Below are 16,341 nucleotides of genomic sequence, written 5' to 3'. Positions count from 1 at the left end.
CATGATTGCAATTATTTCACTGCCTGGGATATCAATGGCTTCCAGTAAATCGCTACAGCAGGCAATTGCCAACATAAAAATTTGGCACAAGGGTGAACAGCGCGCGCCGCATAAACCATTGTTACTGCTATACGTATTAGCGGGATACCTGAATGGGCATCCGCGCCTTTTCGATTATGGATCGGAAATCTACGAACCTCTGCACAGTTTACTGGAACGTTTTGGGCCACAGCGTTCACAGTACCGACCTGATATGCCGTTCTGGCGATTACAAGGCGACGGATTCTGGCAATTACACAATGCCGAGCTTTGCTCAACAGCAGGGAGCAACCGACAACCGCCAGTGAAGGAACTGAACGAATACCACGTTGCAGGCGGTTTCGATGAACAGCACTACGCCCTGGTAACCGGCAATAAAAAACTCATCAACACTCTGGCGCAACAGATACTCGAAGCGCACTTCACCGAGAGTATTCAGGAAGAAATTGCTGACGAGCTGGGTTTTGATCTCCAGCAAATCCGTAAACAGCGCGACCCGTTATTTCGCAAAAATGTATTACGCGCTTATAACTACCAGTGCGCGATATGTGGCTTTAATATGCGCCACGACGACACCACCGTCGCGCTGGAAGCGGCGCATATAAAATGGAAACAGCACGGCGGTCCTTGTGAAATTCCTAATGGCCTGGCGCTTTGCGCAATACACCATAAAGCCTTTGATAAAGGATCGATTGGCCTGGATGAAAATATGTGGGTACTGGTCTCGGATGCGGTAAACGGCGGAGGGATCGTTGAGAGATTATTCTGGGATTTTGACGGGAAAACTATTGCGTTGCCGCAGGTGCGTAAAAATTACCCTTATGAGGGGTTTGTGGAGTGGCATCGGAAAGAGGTTTTTAGGGGGTGAGGTTGATAACTATCGCAGTATGTTCAATATTGCTGACATAATCAGTGCAGGATCTTGCCGCTAGTTTACAACTCGCCTTCGATAGCGGCGCAAAACGAGTTCTGTTGCCGATATCCTCGGCTATGGATATTCCAACAGTTCCGGCAGAGTTGTTTACCAAGTTTCAGGTAAGTTTTTACTCAGAACCGGTTGATGCGGTTTATAAGGCGCTGGATGTGAATTAACACATTCCTCAGCTTATTTATAAAAGGATTATTCCCATTTGATATAATATCAGTGCCAATTTACTTTTTTCAATGGAATATATCTCGGCTAAATAACAATAAAACTTATCGCTAATGGATTAAATAAACAATTTTCTAATTCATTTCACCACCTTTGATATAGAAATTGATGGTGTTGTCGCTGCCATTGCTTATGGTGATGATAAAATCCACGTTTCTGGATCGTTGCGTAGAAAATCATCACTACCTTGATATTTTGATGCGATATGATCATACCGTTCCGTAGTACCAATTTCAATTTCAGGCTAAACCCCAACATTAAAAAAATTAGAGTTATTCACTGATTATATTATCAATAATATAATCAGTGAATAACATGGACTATATAATAAATTGCTCTAATCATTTCCCTTACGAATATATGGGCCAAAAGCCCAAGAATCATAATAAGGGTGATGGACTAGTTTTTCATTAAATCGAACACTATAAGTTAATTTTTTTATATTTTTACGTACAGCATTAATACTGGGCAAAGAGGAAAGATAATCTATAAACTTATCGATAGTGATTTCCCCTTCGCAACACTCAAACCCATCAATGATATTTTTCGCCATTTTTCCATTTTCATTTGTTTGATATATCACTCCAGGTATTCGTTGAAAAAAACTAGATAATGCATATTTGTCCGCTACATATGTATCATCCACATGATATTTCCCACCGAGCATAGTTGTAGTAACAATAAGCTTATACACACCTTTGGGTTGCCATGTTGATGGTAGTTCGAATTCTTTAATGATCACATCAAGATGATTAAGATAATGTTCAGAAATTCGATTTATTTGTTGAAAATAAGAACGCATAAATTTATTATTATGATCATGTATTAATGAGCTATCTCCAACGATGTTACACACTTGCTGATAGTACTTACCATAATATATTGGTTGACCATTTGATTTTAGTTCTGTAAAAATCAAACAATCATCCAGGAGAATCACGCAATCGCACTGATAATTAGCATGAGCATCAATTGGAGAAGCTTTAATCCCCGCATCACGAACTTGTTTTATAAATTGTTGCTCATGAAATCGCCCTTTACTTGCTTGAGAAATTTTTTTGGAACCAAATAATGACATTAGAGAGCGAGTCACTGAGCTATTTGCTATTAATGCAGGCATTAAGCATAAACCGTCCATACAGGGAATAAATGGGCAATCATTAAGATCATGTGATTTTGAATTGAAGGTAAAATAATCTATCAGTTTTTTTGCTGCATCTGCTGCAATCCCCTTACGTTGAAAGAATGATAACCAACTCTCACGGCTTTTTATGATCAGCCAGCGATCCAACTGTAGGGGTATAGGTTTTGTCGATGAAAATCTTTTGCTCATTTCTTCTTTAGATAACTCGACTAAACATTGATAAGCGTGCACCCAATTAAATAATGATATATCCCCATATTCTTCATGAAGGTCATCAGGAGACATATTTTCCAACTCGCTTAGATGAAATGAGCTAAAAACGCCATCAGAATTTAAGTAAGATGGCATATGATCCTTTACCCAACTATTTAGATGAAAATGTTTGTTACTAAATTCATGAACTTCGCTATATAGATGTGACGCTCTCATCATTAGTCTATTTCTTGCAATCTCATAATCTCGGTATAAACAAAAAATATCAACCTCAAGAGAGTAAATGTTATTATCCAATTTTGTAAATACTGCACTACTTAGTCTGAAAAAGTCTCTTACTCTGCTTAATGAGTCAAAAACATTCCACTCATTAAGGTACCCTCCCATTGAAAGCAAGGTTTGTTTATTCACACAAGAAGTTAGTTTCAATGGCTCATGAGTCCGTAAATAAGAAAATATTCTTCCGGTGTAATTGGCTACCTCATCAAATGCCCTATCGATAACTCGAAAATATTCGATATCAGGTTCAGCATGAATATTAATATTTTCAGAAACGATAAATAATGGAAAAATCCTCTTCATTTTTTTAGGATCATTGACCACAACCAAGGATGATAATGATGATAAAAACATCTCACAAAACATGATGAGATTAAGTATTAATGCATGTGATTTTTTTGTATTTTTACGCCAAATACCAGCACATTTTGTAGCCGCAAAGAAAGAATTATTTATATCATGCATAATTTTACATTGACTCTCGAACTCAGAAATTAGTTCAATGTTATCAGGAAACGAGTTTACTAGCTCATTAATACATTTTTTGAATGTATTGTTATACTCAACTTCAGTCTGAACTGAAAATCTATTATAATAGATGGAAGATATTCTCAGCACATCCAAGGCGATATCTATACTAATATCATCTCTTTTTATGTACTCACAAAAAAAAGAACAAAACTGTTTCGGGTCGTTAGCAAGATTACTAATTCTAGTGGTATCATAAACTTTTTCCATTTTTCCATACATCCTATTGTCTAAATTACTATAAAACTAGCCACTTAACTAATAATTATAAATTTCATCTTTTACACCTTGCATTTTTATAACCAATGAAATCTACAACAAGCAACTGATGGATAATCCGATATTGGTCGCATTTAATGGCATGGTAGCAAAGTTTTCATCACATACCTCCTTTGCACCAGAATAAACGCCAGAGATCTGAAATTGCGAGTACACTACAGAAATTGTACTGCCGGTCCCATCAGCATAAAACCATAGTTACACAGGTAATCATCATTATTCGCCAAGATCATAAATATTATTCGGTAGAATAGCGTTCTCAGGTGGTCAGTAAAATTGTCTTCAACAAGATGTCTGCGCATCTCGTCTGCTAGCCCTACATAACTGCTCTCGACCGAAACTATTTATTGAATGTTCACCAAGGTGGGCGTGGAGACAAAATGACGTCTTTTGATATTAGCTACCTGAGCCACATGGTCAAAACGTTCAAGTAGCATAGCGAAACCACCCTGCCCACGTAATGTGGACGATGCAGCTTCCAGCCAGAGCAAACTTGGGACCATCGACTACAAAATGAAGAATACTGAACTGCTTTTCTGGCAGGCCTATATACTGCACGGATATGGGTGATTTCAGACACAAAAAAAGCCGCTCTTGAGCGACTCGATTTGCATACGGTGTGGTGCCGAAGGCCGGACTCGAACCGGCACGTATTTCTACGGTTGATTTTGAATCAACTGCGTCTACCGATTTCGCCACTTCGGCACTGAAGAGGTATGCGGAAAACGTTGTGGATTATACCTGTCGCACGCCACCATGCAAGCGCCAGCTTGCACCCACTTTGCTAAGTGCTGAAATTTTCAGCATTACACTCAGCGATGTGTAACCTTTGTCACACTCCAGGCACCCCGCCCTGCCATGCTCTAAACTTCCCAGACAACACCAGAGAAGGACCAAAAAATGTCGATGATAAAAAGCTATGCCGCAAAAGAAGCAGGCGGCGAACTGGAAGTTTATGAGTACGATCCCGGTGAACTGAAGCCACAAGATGTTGAAGTGCAGGTGGATTACTGCGGGATCTGCCATTCCGATCTGTCGATGATCGATAACGAATGGGGATTTTCACAATATCCGCTGGTTGCCGGGCATGAGGTGATTGGTCGCGTGGTGGCGCTCGGGAGCGCCGCGCAGGATAAAGGTTTGCAGGTCGGTCAGCGTGTCGGGATTGGCTGGACGGCGCGTAGCTGCGGGCATTGCGATGCCTGTATTAGCGGTAATCAGATCAACTGTGAGCAAGGTGCGGTGCCGACGATTATGAATCGCGGCGGCTTTGCCGAGAAGTTGCGTGCGGACTGGCAATGGGTGATCCCACTGCCAGAAAATATTGATATCGAGTCCGCCGGGCCGCTGTTGTGCGGTGGTATCACGGTCTTCAAACCACTGTTAATGCACCATATCACTGCCACCAGCCGCGTTGGGGTAATTGGTATTGGCGGGCTGGGGCATATCGCTATAAAACTTCTGCACGCAATGGGATGCGAGGTGACAGCCTTTAGTTCTAATCCGGCGAAAGAGCAGGAAGTACTGGCGATGGGTGCCGATAAAGTGGTGAATAGCCGCGATCCGCAGGCACTGAAAGCACTGGCGGGGCAGTTTGATCTCATTATCAACACCGTCAACGTCAGCCTCGACTGGCAGCCTTATTTTGAAGCGCTGACGTACGGCGGTAATTTCCATACGGTCGGTGCAGTTCTCACGCCGCTGTCTGTTCCGGCCTTTACGTTAATTGCGGGCGACCGCAGCATCTCTGGTTCTGCTACCGGCACGCCTTATGAGCTGCGAAAGCTGATGCGCTTTGCCGCCCGTAGCAAGGTTGCGCCGACCACCGAACTGTTCCCGATGTCGAAAATTAACGACGCCATCAAGCATGTGCGCGACGGTAAGGCGCGTTACCGCGTGGTTCTGAAAGCTGACTTCTGATCTCTTTGCCGGGTGCCTGTCGCCCGGCACTTAAATCTCTTTGGAAGGCGTCTCGCAATCTGCTGAATTTAGCGGTGAAGAGTGCGCAGCCGTTGCCTATACTCCAGGCAGGAAACTGGAGGAAATCTCATGAGCGAACCCCTGTTAATTGCCCGTACGCCGGACACAGAACTTTTTTTACTGCCGGGAATGGCTAACCGTCACGGGCTGATTACTGGCGCAACGGGGACGGGTAAAACCGTTACGCTGCAAAAACTGGCAGAGTCATTGTCGGAAATCGGCGTGCCGGTGTTTATGGCTGATGTGAAAGGCGATCTGACCGGTATCGCGCAGGCAGGAACGGCGTCGGAAAAACTGCTCGCAAGGCTTAAAAATATCGGCGTCAATGACTGGCAACCGCATGCTAATCCGGTGGTGGTGTGGGATATCTTTGGCGAGAAAGGCCATCCGGTGCGGGCGACGGTTTCAGACCTGGGGCCGCTGTTGCTGGCGCGGCTGTTGAATCTCAACGATGTGCAATCTGGCGTGCTGAATATCATCTTCCGTATTGCTGACGATCAGGGATTGTTGCTGCTCGACTTTAAAGATCTGCGGGCAATTACCCAGTACATCGGCGATAACGCCAAATCCTTCCAGAATCAGTACGGTAATATCAGTAGCGCATCGGTTGGTGCCATCCAGCGCGGGCTGTTGTCGCTGGAACAGCAAGGCGCAGCACACTTCTTTGGTGAGCCGATGCTGGATATCAAAGACTGGACGCGCACCGATGCCAACGGTAAAGGCGTTATCAATATCCTCAGCGCCGAGAAGCTTTATCAGATGCCGAAACTGTATGCCGCCAGCCTGTTGTGGATGCTCTCGGAGTTGTATGAACAATTGCCGGAAGCGGGCGATCTGGAGAAACCAAAACTGGTGTTTTTCTTCGACGAAGCACATCTGCTGTTTAACGATGCACCGCAGGTACTGCTGGATAAGATTGAGCAGGTGATAAGGCTTATTCGCTCAAAAGGCGTGGGCGTCTGGTTCGTTTCGCAAAACCCGTCTGATATTCCGGATAATGTGCTCGGCCAGCTCGGTAATCGCGTTCAGCACGCTTTACGGGCTTTTACGCCAAAAGATCAGAAAGCAGTGAAGGCAGCGGCGCAAACCATGCGGGCCAATCCGGCATTTGATACCGAAAAGGCAATCCAGGAACTGGGGACCGGCGAGGCGTTAATCTCGTTTCTCGATGCAAAAGGAAGTCCTTCTGTGGTGGAACGGGCGATGGTGATTGCGCCTTGTTCGCGGATGGGACCGGTGACGGAAGATGAGCGTAATGGCTTGATTAATCACTCTCCGGTGTATGGCAAGTACGAGGATGACGTGGACCGGGAATCCGCCTATGAGATGTTGCAAAAAGGCGTACAGGCAAGCACCGAGCAGCAAAATAATCCTGCCGTGAAAAGGAAAGAGGTAGCGGTAGATGACGGCATTCTTGGTGGATTGAAGGATATTTTGTTTGGCACTACCGGACCACGCGGCGGGAAGAAAGATGGTGTTGTGCAAACAATGGCGAAAAGCGCCGCCCGCCAGGTGACGAATCAGATTGTGCGTGGAATGTTGGGGAGTTTGCTGGGGGGGAGAAAAAGGTAAGCCAGGTGCGATTTGTCTTTGCCTGATGCGACGCTGGCGCGTCTTATCATGCCTACACCACTGCAATACATTGGATTTTCATGATTTTTCAGGCATGAACGAAGCACACTTTGCTAATAATAATAAAGGGAGCTTTCGCTCCCTTTATGCGTTCATCAGGTTACGATTTTCTCATTAACAGCCACAGGCTGATTAAGAAGAAGCTGGCGCTTGGCAACAGTGCGCCAATGATCGGCGGGATGCCATAAACCAACGTCAGCGGGCCGAAGATCTGGTCCAGTACGTAGAAGACAAAACCGAAGCTGATACCGGTGACCACACGCACGCCCATCGGTACGCTACGCAGTGGGCCAAAGATGAACGACAGCGCCATCAGCATCATCACCGCCACGGATAGCGGCTGGAAGATTTTGCTCCACATGTTGAGCTGATAACGTCCGGCATCCTGACCGCTCGACTTCAGATACTTCACGTAGTTGTGCAAACCGCTGATTGAGAGTGCATCCGGGTCCAGCGCCACCACGCCCAGTTTGTCTGGCGTGAGGTTGGTTTTCCAGGTGCCGCTCACCGTCTGCGAACCGGTGATCTGTTTCGGATTGGTCAGATCAGATTCATCAACCTGCGACAGACGCCAGACTTTATGTTCCGGGTCAAACTTCGCGGTAGCGGCATAGCGTACGGATTGCAGACGACGATTCTCGTTAAAGGCATAAATACTGATGCCACCTAACTCTTCGTCACCTTTAACCCGCTCAATGTAGACGAAGTTGTTGCCATCTTTCGCCCATAAACCTTGCTGGGTAGAGAGCAACGAGCCGCCGTACATCGCCTGCGCACGGTAGTTACGCGCCATCTGCTCGCCCTGCGGCGCGACCCATTCACCAATCGCCATCGTCAGTAAGACCAGCGGAATGGCGGTTTTCATCACCGACAGCGCAACCTGCATACGGGTGAAACCAGAAGCCTGCATCACCACCAGTTCGCTGCGCTGCGCCAGCATCCCAAGACCAAGCAACGCCCCAAGCAGAGCCGCCATCGGGAAGAAGATCTGCACATCTTTCGGCACGCTCAGCAAGGTATACATTCCTGCGCCTAACGCGTCGTAACTCCCCTGCCCGGCTTTTTTCAGCTGATCGACAAATTTGATAATGCCCGACAGCGACACCAGCATGAACAGCGTCATCATGATGGTGGTGAAAATAGTTTTACCGATATAGCGGTCAAGTACGCCAAAAGGTTGCATCACACCGCTCCTTTACGCGAAAAACTGGCGCGCAGGCGGCGGACCGGCACGGTGTCCCAAAGGTTGAGAACAATCGCCAAAGCCAGATAAATCAGGTTAACGGTCCACATCCACAGCGTCGGGTCCAGCTTACCTTTACCGCCGTTCGATTTCAGGGAGGTCTGGATCAGGAAGAAAAGTAGATACAGCAGCATGGCTGGCAGCATCGACAGTACGCGTCCCTGACGTGGGTTAACCACGCTCAGCGGTACGACCATAAGTGCCATCATAAACACGGTGAATACCAACGTGATACGCCAGTTCAGTTCTGCGCGAGCACGATCGGTGTCAGTGTTCCACAATGTGCGCATGTCCATCTGGTCGGTATCGTTCGGGTCGAGCGCCACCGCCTGGTGACCAATGATCGCCTGATAATCCTGGAAATCCGTAATGCGGAAATCACGTAACAGTGCAGTGCCTTCGAAGCGCGTTCCCTGGTTGAGAGTGACGACCTGGGAGCCGTCGCGCAGCTGGGTTAAATGTCCGGAATCGGCCACCACCACAGAAGGACGTGCATTACCTTTTGGTCGAATTTGCGCGAGGAACACATCTTTGAAATCGCTGCCGTCAACGCTTTCGATGAACAGCACCGAGCTGCCATTAGTCGCTTGCTGGAATTGCCCTTGCGCCAGCGCCGCCATGCCAGGGTTCGCTTTCGCTTCTGCTAACACTTCATCCTGATGACGCGATGACCACGGTCCCGCCCACATCACGTTAACCGCCGCGACGATTGCCGTGAATACCGCAAGGATCATTGCCGCTTTCACCAGAACCGCTTTGCTCAGGCCGCAGGCATGCATTACCGTAATTTCACTTTCGGTATACAGTTTGCCCAGCGTCATCAGCAGCCCGAGGAACAGGCTTAATGGCAGGATAAGCTGCGCCATTTCCGGCACGCCCAACCCGAGAAGGGAGAGCACCAGATTCGCCGGAATATCGCCGTCAACCGCTGCGCCGAGGATCCTCACTAACTTTTGACAGAAGAAGATCAAAAGCAAGATGAAGAGTATCGCCAGCTGGCTTTTGAGCGTCTCCCGCACCAGATATCTTATGATTATCACTTTAAATACGCCCGTAAAAACTCGTCTTTTGCAGGATTTTAGCTTGTTTCATGGCTTAAACGTCATTTATTCTCTTGAGTCGTCGAAATCGTCGCTAAGATAATTATACTCAACGGATTCACCTCTCAGATTTTGTTCTGACGTGCCAATGCCGTAATAACGTTAAGATTAACACGAAGTCATCGCAACAGCGGACATGAGTTACGAAAGCTTGCAATTCTATCTGTAGCCACCGCCGTTGTCTTTAAGATTCAGGAGCGTAGTGCATGGAGTTTAGTGTAAAAAGCGGTAGCCCGGAGAAACAGCGGAGTGCCTGCATCGTCGTGGGCGTCTTCGAACCACGTCGCCTTTCTCCGATTGCAGAACAGCTCGATAAAATCAGCGATGGGTACATCAGCGCCCTGCTACGTCGGGGCGAACTGGAAGGAAAACCGGGGCAGACATTGTTGCTGCACCATGTGCCGAATGTACTTTCCGAGCGAATTCTCCTTATTGGTTGCGGCAAAGAACGTGAGCTGGATGAGCGTCAGTACAAGCAGGTTATTCAGAAAACCATTAATACGCTGAATGATACTGGCTCAATGGAAGCGGTCTGCTTTCTGACTGAACTGCACGTTAAAGGCCGTAACAACTACTGGAAAGTGCGTCAGGCTGTCGAGACGGCAAAAGAGACGCTCTACAGTTTCGATCAGCTGAAAACGAACAAGAGCGAACCGCGTCGTCCGCTGCGTAAGATGGTGTTCAACGTGCCGACCCGCCGTGAACTGACCAGCGGTGAGCGCGCGATCCAGCACGGTCTGGCGATTGCCGCCGGGATTAAAGCAGCGAAAGATCTCGGCAATATGCCGCCGAATATCTGTAACGCCGCTTACCTCGCTTCACAAGCGCGCCAGCTGGCTGACAGCTACAGCAAGAATGTTATCACCCGCGTTATCGGCGAACAGCAGATGAAAGAGCTGGGGATGCATTCCTATCTGGCGGTCGGTCAGGGTTCGCAAAACGAATCGCTGATGTCGGTGATTGAGTACAAAGGCAACGCGTCGGAAGATGCACGCCCAATCGTGCTGGTGGGTAAAGGTTTAACCTTCGACTCCGGCGGTATCTCGATCAAGCCTTCAGAAGGCATGGATGAGATGAAGTACGATATGTGCGGTGCGGCAGCGGTTTACGGCGTGATGCGGATGGTCGCGGAGCTACAACTGCCGATTAACGTTATCGGCGTGTTGGCAGGCTGCGAAAACATGCCTGGCGGACGAGCCTATCGTCCGGGCGATGTGTTAACCACCATGTCCGGTCAAACCGTTGAAGTGCTGAATACTGACGCTGAAGGCCGCCTGGTACTGTGCGACGTGTTAACTTACGTTGAGCGTTTTGAGCCGGAAGCGGTGATTGACGTGGCGACGCTGACCGGTGCCTGCGTGATCGCGCTGGGTCATCATATTACTGGTCTGATGGCGAACCATAATCCGCTGGCCCATGAACTGATTGCCGCGTCTGAACAATCCGGTGACCGCGCATGGCGCTTACCGCTGGGTGACGAGTATCAGGAACAACTGGAGTCCAATTTTGCCGATATGGCGAACATTGGCGGTCGTCCTGGTGGGGCGATTACCGCAGGTTGCTTCCTGTCACGCTTTACCCGTAAGTACAACTGGGCGCACCTGGATATCGCCGGTACCGCCTGGCGTTCTGGTAAAGCAAAAGGCGCAACCGGTCGCCCGGTGGCGTTGCTGGCACAGTTCCTGTTAAACCGCGCTGGGTTTAACGGCGAAGAGTAATTGCGTCAGGCAAGGCTGTTATTGCCGGATGCGGCGTGAACGCCTTATCCGACCTACACAGCACTGAACTCGTAGGCCTGATAAGACGCGCAAGCGTCGCATCAGGCAATGCTGTTATTGTCGGATGCGGCATGAACGCCTTATCCGACCTACACAGCACCGAACTCGTAGGCCTGATAAGACGCGGCAGCGTCGCATCAGGCAATGCTGTTATTGTCGGATGCGGCGTGAGCGCCTTATCCGACCTACACACAGCACTGAACTCGTAGGCCTGATAAGACACAACAGCGTCGCATCAGGCGCTGCGGTGTATACCTGATGCGTATTTAAATCCACCACAAGAAGCCCCATTTATGAAAAACGCGACGTTCTACCTTCTGGACAATGACACCACCGTCGATGGCTTAAGCGCCGTTGAGCAACTGGTGTGTGAAATTGCCGCAGAACGTTGGCGCAGCGGTAAGCGCGTGCTCATCGCCTGTGAAGATGAAAAGCAGGCTTACCGGCTGGATGAAGCCCTGTGGGCGCGTCCGGCAGAAAGCTTTGTTCCGCATAATTTAGCGGGAGAAGGACCGCGCGGCGGTGCGCCGGTGGAGATCGCCTGGCCGCAAAAACGCAGCAGCAGCCCGCGCGATATATTGATTAGTCTGCGAACAAGCTTTGCAGATTTTGCCACCGCTTTCACAGAAGTGGTAGACTTCGTTCCTTATGAAGATTCTCTGAAACAACTGGCGCGCGAACGCTATAAAGCCTACCGCGTGGCTGGTTTCAACCTGAATACGGCAACCTGGAAATAATGGAAAAGACATATAACCCACAAGATATCGAACAGCCGCTTTACGAGCACTGGGAAAAGCAGGGCTACTTTAAGCCTAATGGCGATGAAAGCCAGGAGAGTTTCTGCATCATGATCCCGCCGCCGAACGTCACCGGCAGTTTGCATATGGGTCACGCCTTCCAGCAAACCATCATGGATACCATGATCCGCTATCAGCGCATGCAGGGCAAAAACACCCTGTGGCAGGTCGGTACTGACCACGCCGGGATCGCTACCCAGATGGTCGTTGAGCGCAAGATTGCCGCAGAAGAAGGTAAAACCCGTCACGACTACGGCCGCGAAGCTTTCATCGACAAAATTTGGGAATGGAAAGCGGAATCCGGCGGCACGATTACCCGTCAGATGCGCCGTCTCGGCAACTCCGTCGACTGGGAGCGTGAACGCTTCACGATGGACGAAGGCCTGTCCAATGCGGTGAAAGAAGTTTTCGTTCGTCTGTATAAAGAAGACCTGATTTACCGTGGCAAACGCCTGGTAAACTGGGATCCGAAACTGCGCACCGCTATCTCTGACCTGGAAGTGGAAAACCGCGAATCGAAAGGTTCGATGTGGCACATCCGCTATCCGCTGGCTGACGGTGCGAAAACCGCAGACGGTAAAGATTATCTGGTGGTCGCGACTACCCGTCCGGAAACCCTGCTGGGCGATACTGGCGTAGCCGTTAACCCGGAAGATCCGCGTTACAAAGATCTGATTGGCAAATATGTCATTCTGCCGCTGGTTAACCGTCGTATTCCGATCGTTGGCGACGAACACGCCGACATGGAAAAAGGCACCGGCTGCGTGAAAATCACTCCGGCGCACGACTTTAACGACTATGAAGTGGGTAAACGTCACGCGCTGCCGATGATCAACATCCTGACCTTTGACGGCGATATCCGTAAAAGCGCCCAGGTGTTCGATACCAAAGGTAACGAATCTGACGTTTATTCCAGCGAAATCCCGGCAGAGTTCCAGAAACTCGAGCGTTTTGCTGCACGTAAAGCGGTCGTTGCTGCGGTTGACGCACTCGGCCTGCTGGAAGAAATTAAACCGCACGACCTGACCGTTCCTTACGGCGACCGTGGCGGCGTAGTTATCGAACCAATGCTGACCGACCAGTGGTACGTGCGTGCCGATGTACTGGCGAAACCGGCGGTTGAAGCGGTTGAGAACGGCGACATTCAGTTCGTACCGAAGCAGTACGAAAACATGTACTTCTCCTGGATGCGCGATATTCAGGACTGGTGTATCTCTCGTCAGCTGTGGTGGGGTCACCGTATCCCTGCATGGTACGACGAAGCAGGTAACGTTTATGTTGGCCGTAACGAAGAAGAAGTGCGCAAGGAAAATAACCTCGGTGCCGACGTTGCCCTGCGTCAGGACGAAGACGTTCTCGACACCTGGTTCTCTTCTGCACTGTGGACCTTCTCTACCCTTGGCTGGCCGGAAAACACCGACGCCCTGCGTCAGTTCCACCCAACCAGCGTGATGGTATCCGGCTTCGACATCATCTTCTTCTGGATTGCCCGCATGATCATGATGACCATGCACTTCATCAAAGATGAAAATGGCAAACCGCAGGTGCCGTTCCACACTGTTTACATGACCGGTCTGATTCGTGACGACGAAGGCCAGAAGATGTCCAAATCCAAGGGTAACGTTATCGACCCGCTGGATATGGTTGACGGTATTTCGCTGCCAGAACTGCTGGAAAAACGTACCGGCAATATGATGCAGCCGCAGCTGGCGGACAAAATCCGTAAGCGCACCGAGAAGCAGTTCCCGAACGGTATTGAGCCGCACGGCACCGATGCCCTGCGCTTCACCCTGGCGGCACTGGCGTCTACCGGTCGTGACATCAACTGGGATATGAAGCGTCTGGAAGGCTACCGTAACTTCTGTAACAAGCTGTGGAACGCCAGCCGCTTTGTGCTGATGAACACAGAAGGTCAGGATTGCGGCTTTAACGGCGGTGAAATGACGCTGTCGCTGGCGGATCGCTGGATTCTGGCAGAGTTCAACCAGACCATCAAAGCGTACCGCGAAGCGCTGGACAGCTTCCGTTTCGATATTGCCGCAGGCATTCTGTATGAATTCACCTGGAACCAGTTCTGTGACTGGTATCTGGAGCTGACCAAGCCGGTAATGAATGGTGGAACAGACGCCGAACTGCGCGGTACTCGCCATACGCTGGTGACTGTACTGGAAGGTCTGCTGCGCCTCGCGCATCCGATCATTCCGTTCATCACCGAAACCATCTGGCAGCGTGTGAAAGTACTTTGCGGTATCACTGCCGACACCATCATGCTGCAGCCGTTCCCGCAGTACGATGCATCTCAGGTTGATGAAGCGGCGCTGGCCGACACCGAGTGGCTGAAACAGGCGATCGTTGCGGTACGTAACATCCGTGCAGAAATGAATATCGCGCCGGGCAAACCGCTGGAGCTGCTGCTGCGTGGTTGCAGCGCGGATGCAGAACGTCGCGTAAATGAAAACCGTGGCTTCCTGCAAACCCTGGCGCGTCTGGAAAGCATCACCGTGCTGCCTGCCGATGACAAAGGTCCGGTTTCCGTTACGAAGATCATCGACGGCGCAGAACTGCTGATCCCGATGGCTGGCCTCATCAACAAAGAAGATGAGCTGGCGCGTCTGGCGAAAGAAGTGGCGAAGATCGAAGGCGAAATCAGCCGTATCGAGAACAAGCTGGCGAATGAAGGCTTTGTCGCCCGCGCACCGGAAGCGGTCATCGCGAAAGAGCGTGAGAAGCTGGAAGGCTATGCGGAAGCGAAAGCGAAACTGATTGAACAGCAGGCTGTTATCGCCGCGCTGTAATCAAAACACAGTGATGAAAACGAAGGCCGGAGCATGCTCCGGCCTTTTTTATCTCTTACAGAAATGGTAAAGAAGGCATAATTCCCCGTGAAATACTGGCTAAGAATCCTTTATCTGGTTGTTCTTCTTTATTGATTAAAGGAAGGTCATCCAAATCGCCCAGCAAATACGTATTTTTTGCCTGCCAGTCAATCATCCATATTTTCAGCAGTGGATAAGCCAGACCGCCCGTAATCCCGGATATCACCACCAACGCACACATGCGATAAAGCATACCGTGGTATGTTAAAGTTGAGCGAAAACGAATACGCCCATCATTCAGTGACAGGTTGCTCATAAAATGATTTCGCAACGACACCGTTAAATAACTGGTGCTAACAGCAATCCCAAAATAATAGATTAACTGCGCGATTATCATTTTACGTTGCATTTCCATAAATTGCTGTAAATTCTCAATATCATCATTTGCATACACAGAACTATCATACGCATTTAATATTTGATCGAAGATAATATAACCAGCAACAGCGAGAAAAGGTAATAAAGCTAAAAATGCGAGAATGGCATATTTTATACAATACGTAGTATCTAATTTCACCTTGAAACGATGTATACCGAAACTGGTATTGCTCCAGAGAAAACTCATTACCAGACTATATAAAGTACCATTAAAACTACCAATGGAAACAATACCAACTATTGCCATCAGAACCACAGATATAATAACACTACTTGAACTATTGGCATGTAGCATCTTTGTCGAGATAAAGAAAACAGTCCCCATCCCAATGGCCATTAAAATCGGCAAGAAAAAGGTTACCCACCAGAACCCTTTCAAAGAGCAATTAAAACTAAATCTTACGCCGTTGAGACTGGTCATCAAGGCCTGATAACGCAGTCCTTTTGCTGCCATAAATATAAGCAAAACCAACAGTGACAAAGTCAAAACACAGCCAACAAGCGGCATATCTGCTGACACTGTCATTAAGATTGCGAAATAGAAAAAAACAAAAACAAGACAACTAAAAAAAACATTCCCACCAGTAATTCCATAAGAAAATCGTTGTCCGTTAACTTCCATATTAGCATAGAGATAACGCCTACATTTCATTAATGCCCATGGTAAATAGATACCTAGCGTTATAATCGTTAACAACACATTCACCACACAAATAAGAAAATATCTCTCACCTGTACCATGAAAAACAAACGAATGGGACGGAACATCCATTTCATTAATAACTTGAGCCATAAAAATTCCCTGAATTAAAAAATCCATTGATATAATTTATAGATACAGACAGTAAAATGTTCTGCCACGTTACAATACTCTTATCAGTAATAGGCTGGCAAAAACTTTATTGCTTTATAAGATGCTTGC

General features: G+C 48.4%; 11 protein-coding genes, 1 tRNA gene and 1 pseudogene. 7 read left to right on the top strand and 6 right to left on the bottom strand.

Translation table 11 applies throughout. From position 1 onward, the window contains the following. Positions 1-34: 34 nt before the first annotated feature. Both HUZ68_RS02345 and HUZ68_RS02340 read left to right on the top strand, forming a co-directional pair. Positions 35-907 (top strand): phosphorothioated DNA-binding restriction endonuclease, encoded by an 873-nt coding sequence (locus tag HUZ68_RS02345; protein ID WP_033815201.1) that lies wholly within the window; start codon positions 35-37, stop codon positions 905-907. Positions 908-951: 44 nt separating this feature from the next. Further along, positions 952-1,131: pseudogene (locus HUZ68_RS02340) on the top strand (hypothetical protein); the annotation flags it as partial. 398 nt (positions 1,132-1,529) lie between these two features. Here the strand turns inward: HUZ68_RS02340 and HUZ68_RS02335 are convergent. Both HUZ68_RS02335 and HUZ68_RS02330 read right to left on the bottom strand, forming a co-directional pair. Next, on the bottom strand, positions 1,530-3,566 hold the full coding sequence (locus tag HUZ68_RS02335; RefSeq protein WP_239594019.1) for a hypothetical protein: 2,037 nt from the start codon (positions 3,564-3,566) through the stop codon (positions 1,530-1,532). A 689-nt stretch (positions 3,567-4,255) separates the two neighbouring features. Next, positions 4,256-4,340: transfer RNA gene (locus tag HUZ68_RS02330), tRNA-Leu, on the bottom strand. Positions 4,341-4,535: 195 nt separating this feature from the next. On the opposite strand from HUZ68_RS02330, the gene ahr reads away from it, so the two are divergent. Together ahr and HUZ68_RS02320 are read left to right on the top strand one after the other, a co-directional pair. Continuing rightward, positions 4,536-5,555 (top strand): NADPH-dependent aldehyde reductase Ahr, encoded by a 1,020-nt coding sequence (gene ahr, locus HUZ68_RS02325; RefSeq protein ID WP_001382682.1) that lies wholly within the window; start codon positions 4,536-4,538, stop codon positions 5,553-5,555. Positions 5,556-5,684: 129 nt separating this feature from the next. Then, a complete protein-coding gene (locus HUZ68_RS02320; RefSeq protein ID WP_032301160.1) occupies positions 5,685-7,187 on the top strand; it encodes a helicase HerA-like C-terminal domain-containing protein in 1,503 nt (500 codons plus the stop codon). Positions 7,188-7,347: 160 nt separating this feature from the next. On the opposite strand, the gene lptG is transcribed toward HUZ68_RS02320, so the two are convergent. From lptG to ytgA, 3 genes are all read right to left on the bottom strand, one after another. After that, positions 7,348-8,430, bottom strand: a complete 1,083-nt coding sequence (gene lptG / locus HUZ68_RS02315) for an LPS export ABC transporter permease LptG (protein WP_001295681.1) — start codon at positions 8,428-8,430, stop codon at positions 7,348-7,350. Continuing rightward, the gene (lptF, locus tag HUZ68_RS02310; RefSeq protein ID WP_000584114.1) at positions 8,430-9,530 is read right to left on the bottom strand and encodes an LPS export ABC transporter permease LptF; all 1,101 of its coding nucleotides are present in this window, start codon (positions 9,528-9,530) and stop codon (positions 8,430-8,432) included. Before lptF ends, lptG begins: the two co-directional genes overlap by 1 nt. Positions 9,531-9,592: 62 nt before the next feature. Further along, a complete protein-coding gene (gene ytgA / locus HUZ68_RS02305) occupies positions 9,593-9,643 on the bottom strand; it encodes a protein YtgA (RefSeq protein ID WP_211180521.1) in 51 nt (16 codons plus the stop codon). A 153-nt stretch (positions 9,644-9,796) separates the two neighbouring features. On the opposite strand from ytgA, the gene pepA reads away from it, so the two are divergent. The 3 genes from pepA to valS all read left to right on the top strand — a co-directional run bounded on the left by pepA (position 9,797) and on the right by valS (position 14,960). After that, entirely contained in the window at positions 9,797-11,308 is a 1,512-nt protein-coding gene (gene pepA, locus HUZ68_RS02300) for a leucyl aminopeptidase (protein ID WP_000397144.1), read from the top strand. 353 nt (positions 11,309-11,661) lie between these two features. Next, complete coding sequence (gene holC / locus HUZ68_RS02295) at positions 11,662-12,105, top strand: DNA polymerase III subunit chi (protein WP_000786399.1); 444 nt, start codon at positions 11,662-11,664, stop codon at positions 12,103-12,105. After that, on the top strand, positions 12,105-14,960 hold the full coding sequence (valS, locus tag HUZ68_RS02290) for a valine--tRNA ligase (RefSeq protein WP_001719355.1): 2,856 nt from the start codon (positions 12,105-12,107) through the stop codon (positions 14,958-14,960). The genes holC and valS overlap by 1 nt, the downstream gene beginning before the upstream one ends. Positions 14,961-15,015: 55 nt before the next feature. On the opposite strand, the gene HUZ68_RS02285 is transcribed toward valS, so the two are convergent. Beyond that, entirely contained in the window at positions 15,016-16,212 is a 1,197-nt protein-coding gene (locus HUZ68_RS02285; protein WP_033815204.1) for a YjgN family protein, read from the bottom strand. Positions 16,213-16,341 lie beyond the last annotated feature (129 nt).

The sequence above is a fragment of the Shigella dysenteriae genome (assembly GCF_022354085.1).
Classification (GTDB): domain Bacteria; phylum Pseudomonadota; class Gammaproteobacteria; order Enterobacterales; family Enterobacteriaceae; genus Escherichia; species Escherichia coli.
The sequence above is the reverse complement of the archived record's forward strand: the minus strand, read 5'-3'. Positions and strand labels throughout refer to the sequence as shown.

What these genes read in the sequence shown, in the direction of transcription:
- lptG (WP_001295681.1), bottom strand. Translation starts at nt 8,430, where the DNA reads ATGCAACCTTTTGGCGTACTTGACCGCTATATCGGTAAAACTATTTTC.
- HUZ68_RS02345 (WP_033815201.1), top strand. Translation starts at nt 35, where the DNA reads ATGGCTTCCAGTAAATCGCTACAGCAGGCAATTGCCAACATAAAAATT.
- holC (WP_000786399.1), top strand. Translation starts at nt 11,662, where the DNA reads ATGAAAAACGCGACGTTCTACCTTCTGGACAATGACACCACCGTCGAT.
- HUZ68_RS02285 (WP_033815204.1), bottom strand. Translation starts at nt 16,212, where the DNA reads ATGGCTCAAGTTATTAATGAAATGGATGTTCCGTCCCATTCGTTTGTT.
- pepA (WP_000397144.1), top strand. Translation starts at nt 9,797, where the DNA reads ATGGAGTTTAGTGTAAAAAGCGGTAGCCCGGAGAAACAGCGGAGTGCC.
- HUZ68_RS02320 (WP_032301160.1), top strand. Translation starts at nt 5,685, where the DNA reads ATGAGCGAACCCCTGTTAATTGCCCGTACGCCGGACACAGAACTTTTT.
- HUZ68_RS02335 (WP_239594019.1), bottom strand. Translation starts at nt 3,566, where the DNA reads ATGGAAAAAGTTTATGATACCACTAGAATTAGTAATCTTGCTAACGAC.
- valS (WP_001719355.1), top strand. Translation starts at nt 12,105, where the DNA reads ATGGAAAAGACATATAACCCACAAGATATCGAACAGCCGCTTTACGAG.
- ahr (WP_001382682.1), top strand. Translation starts at nt 4,536, where the DNA reads ATGTCGATGATAAAAAGCTATGCCGCAAAAGAAGCAGGCGGCGAACTG.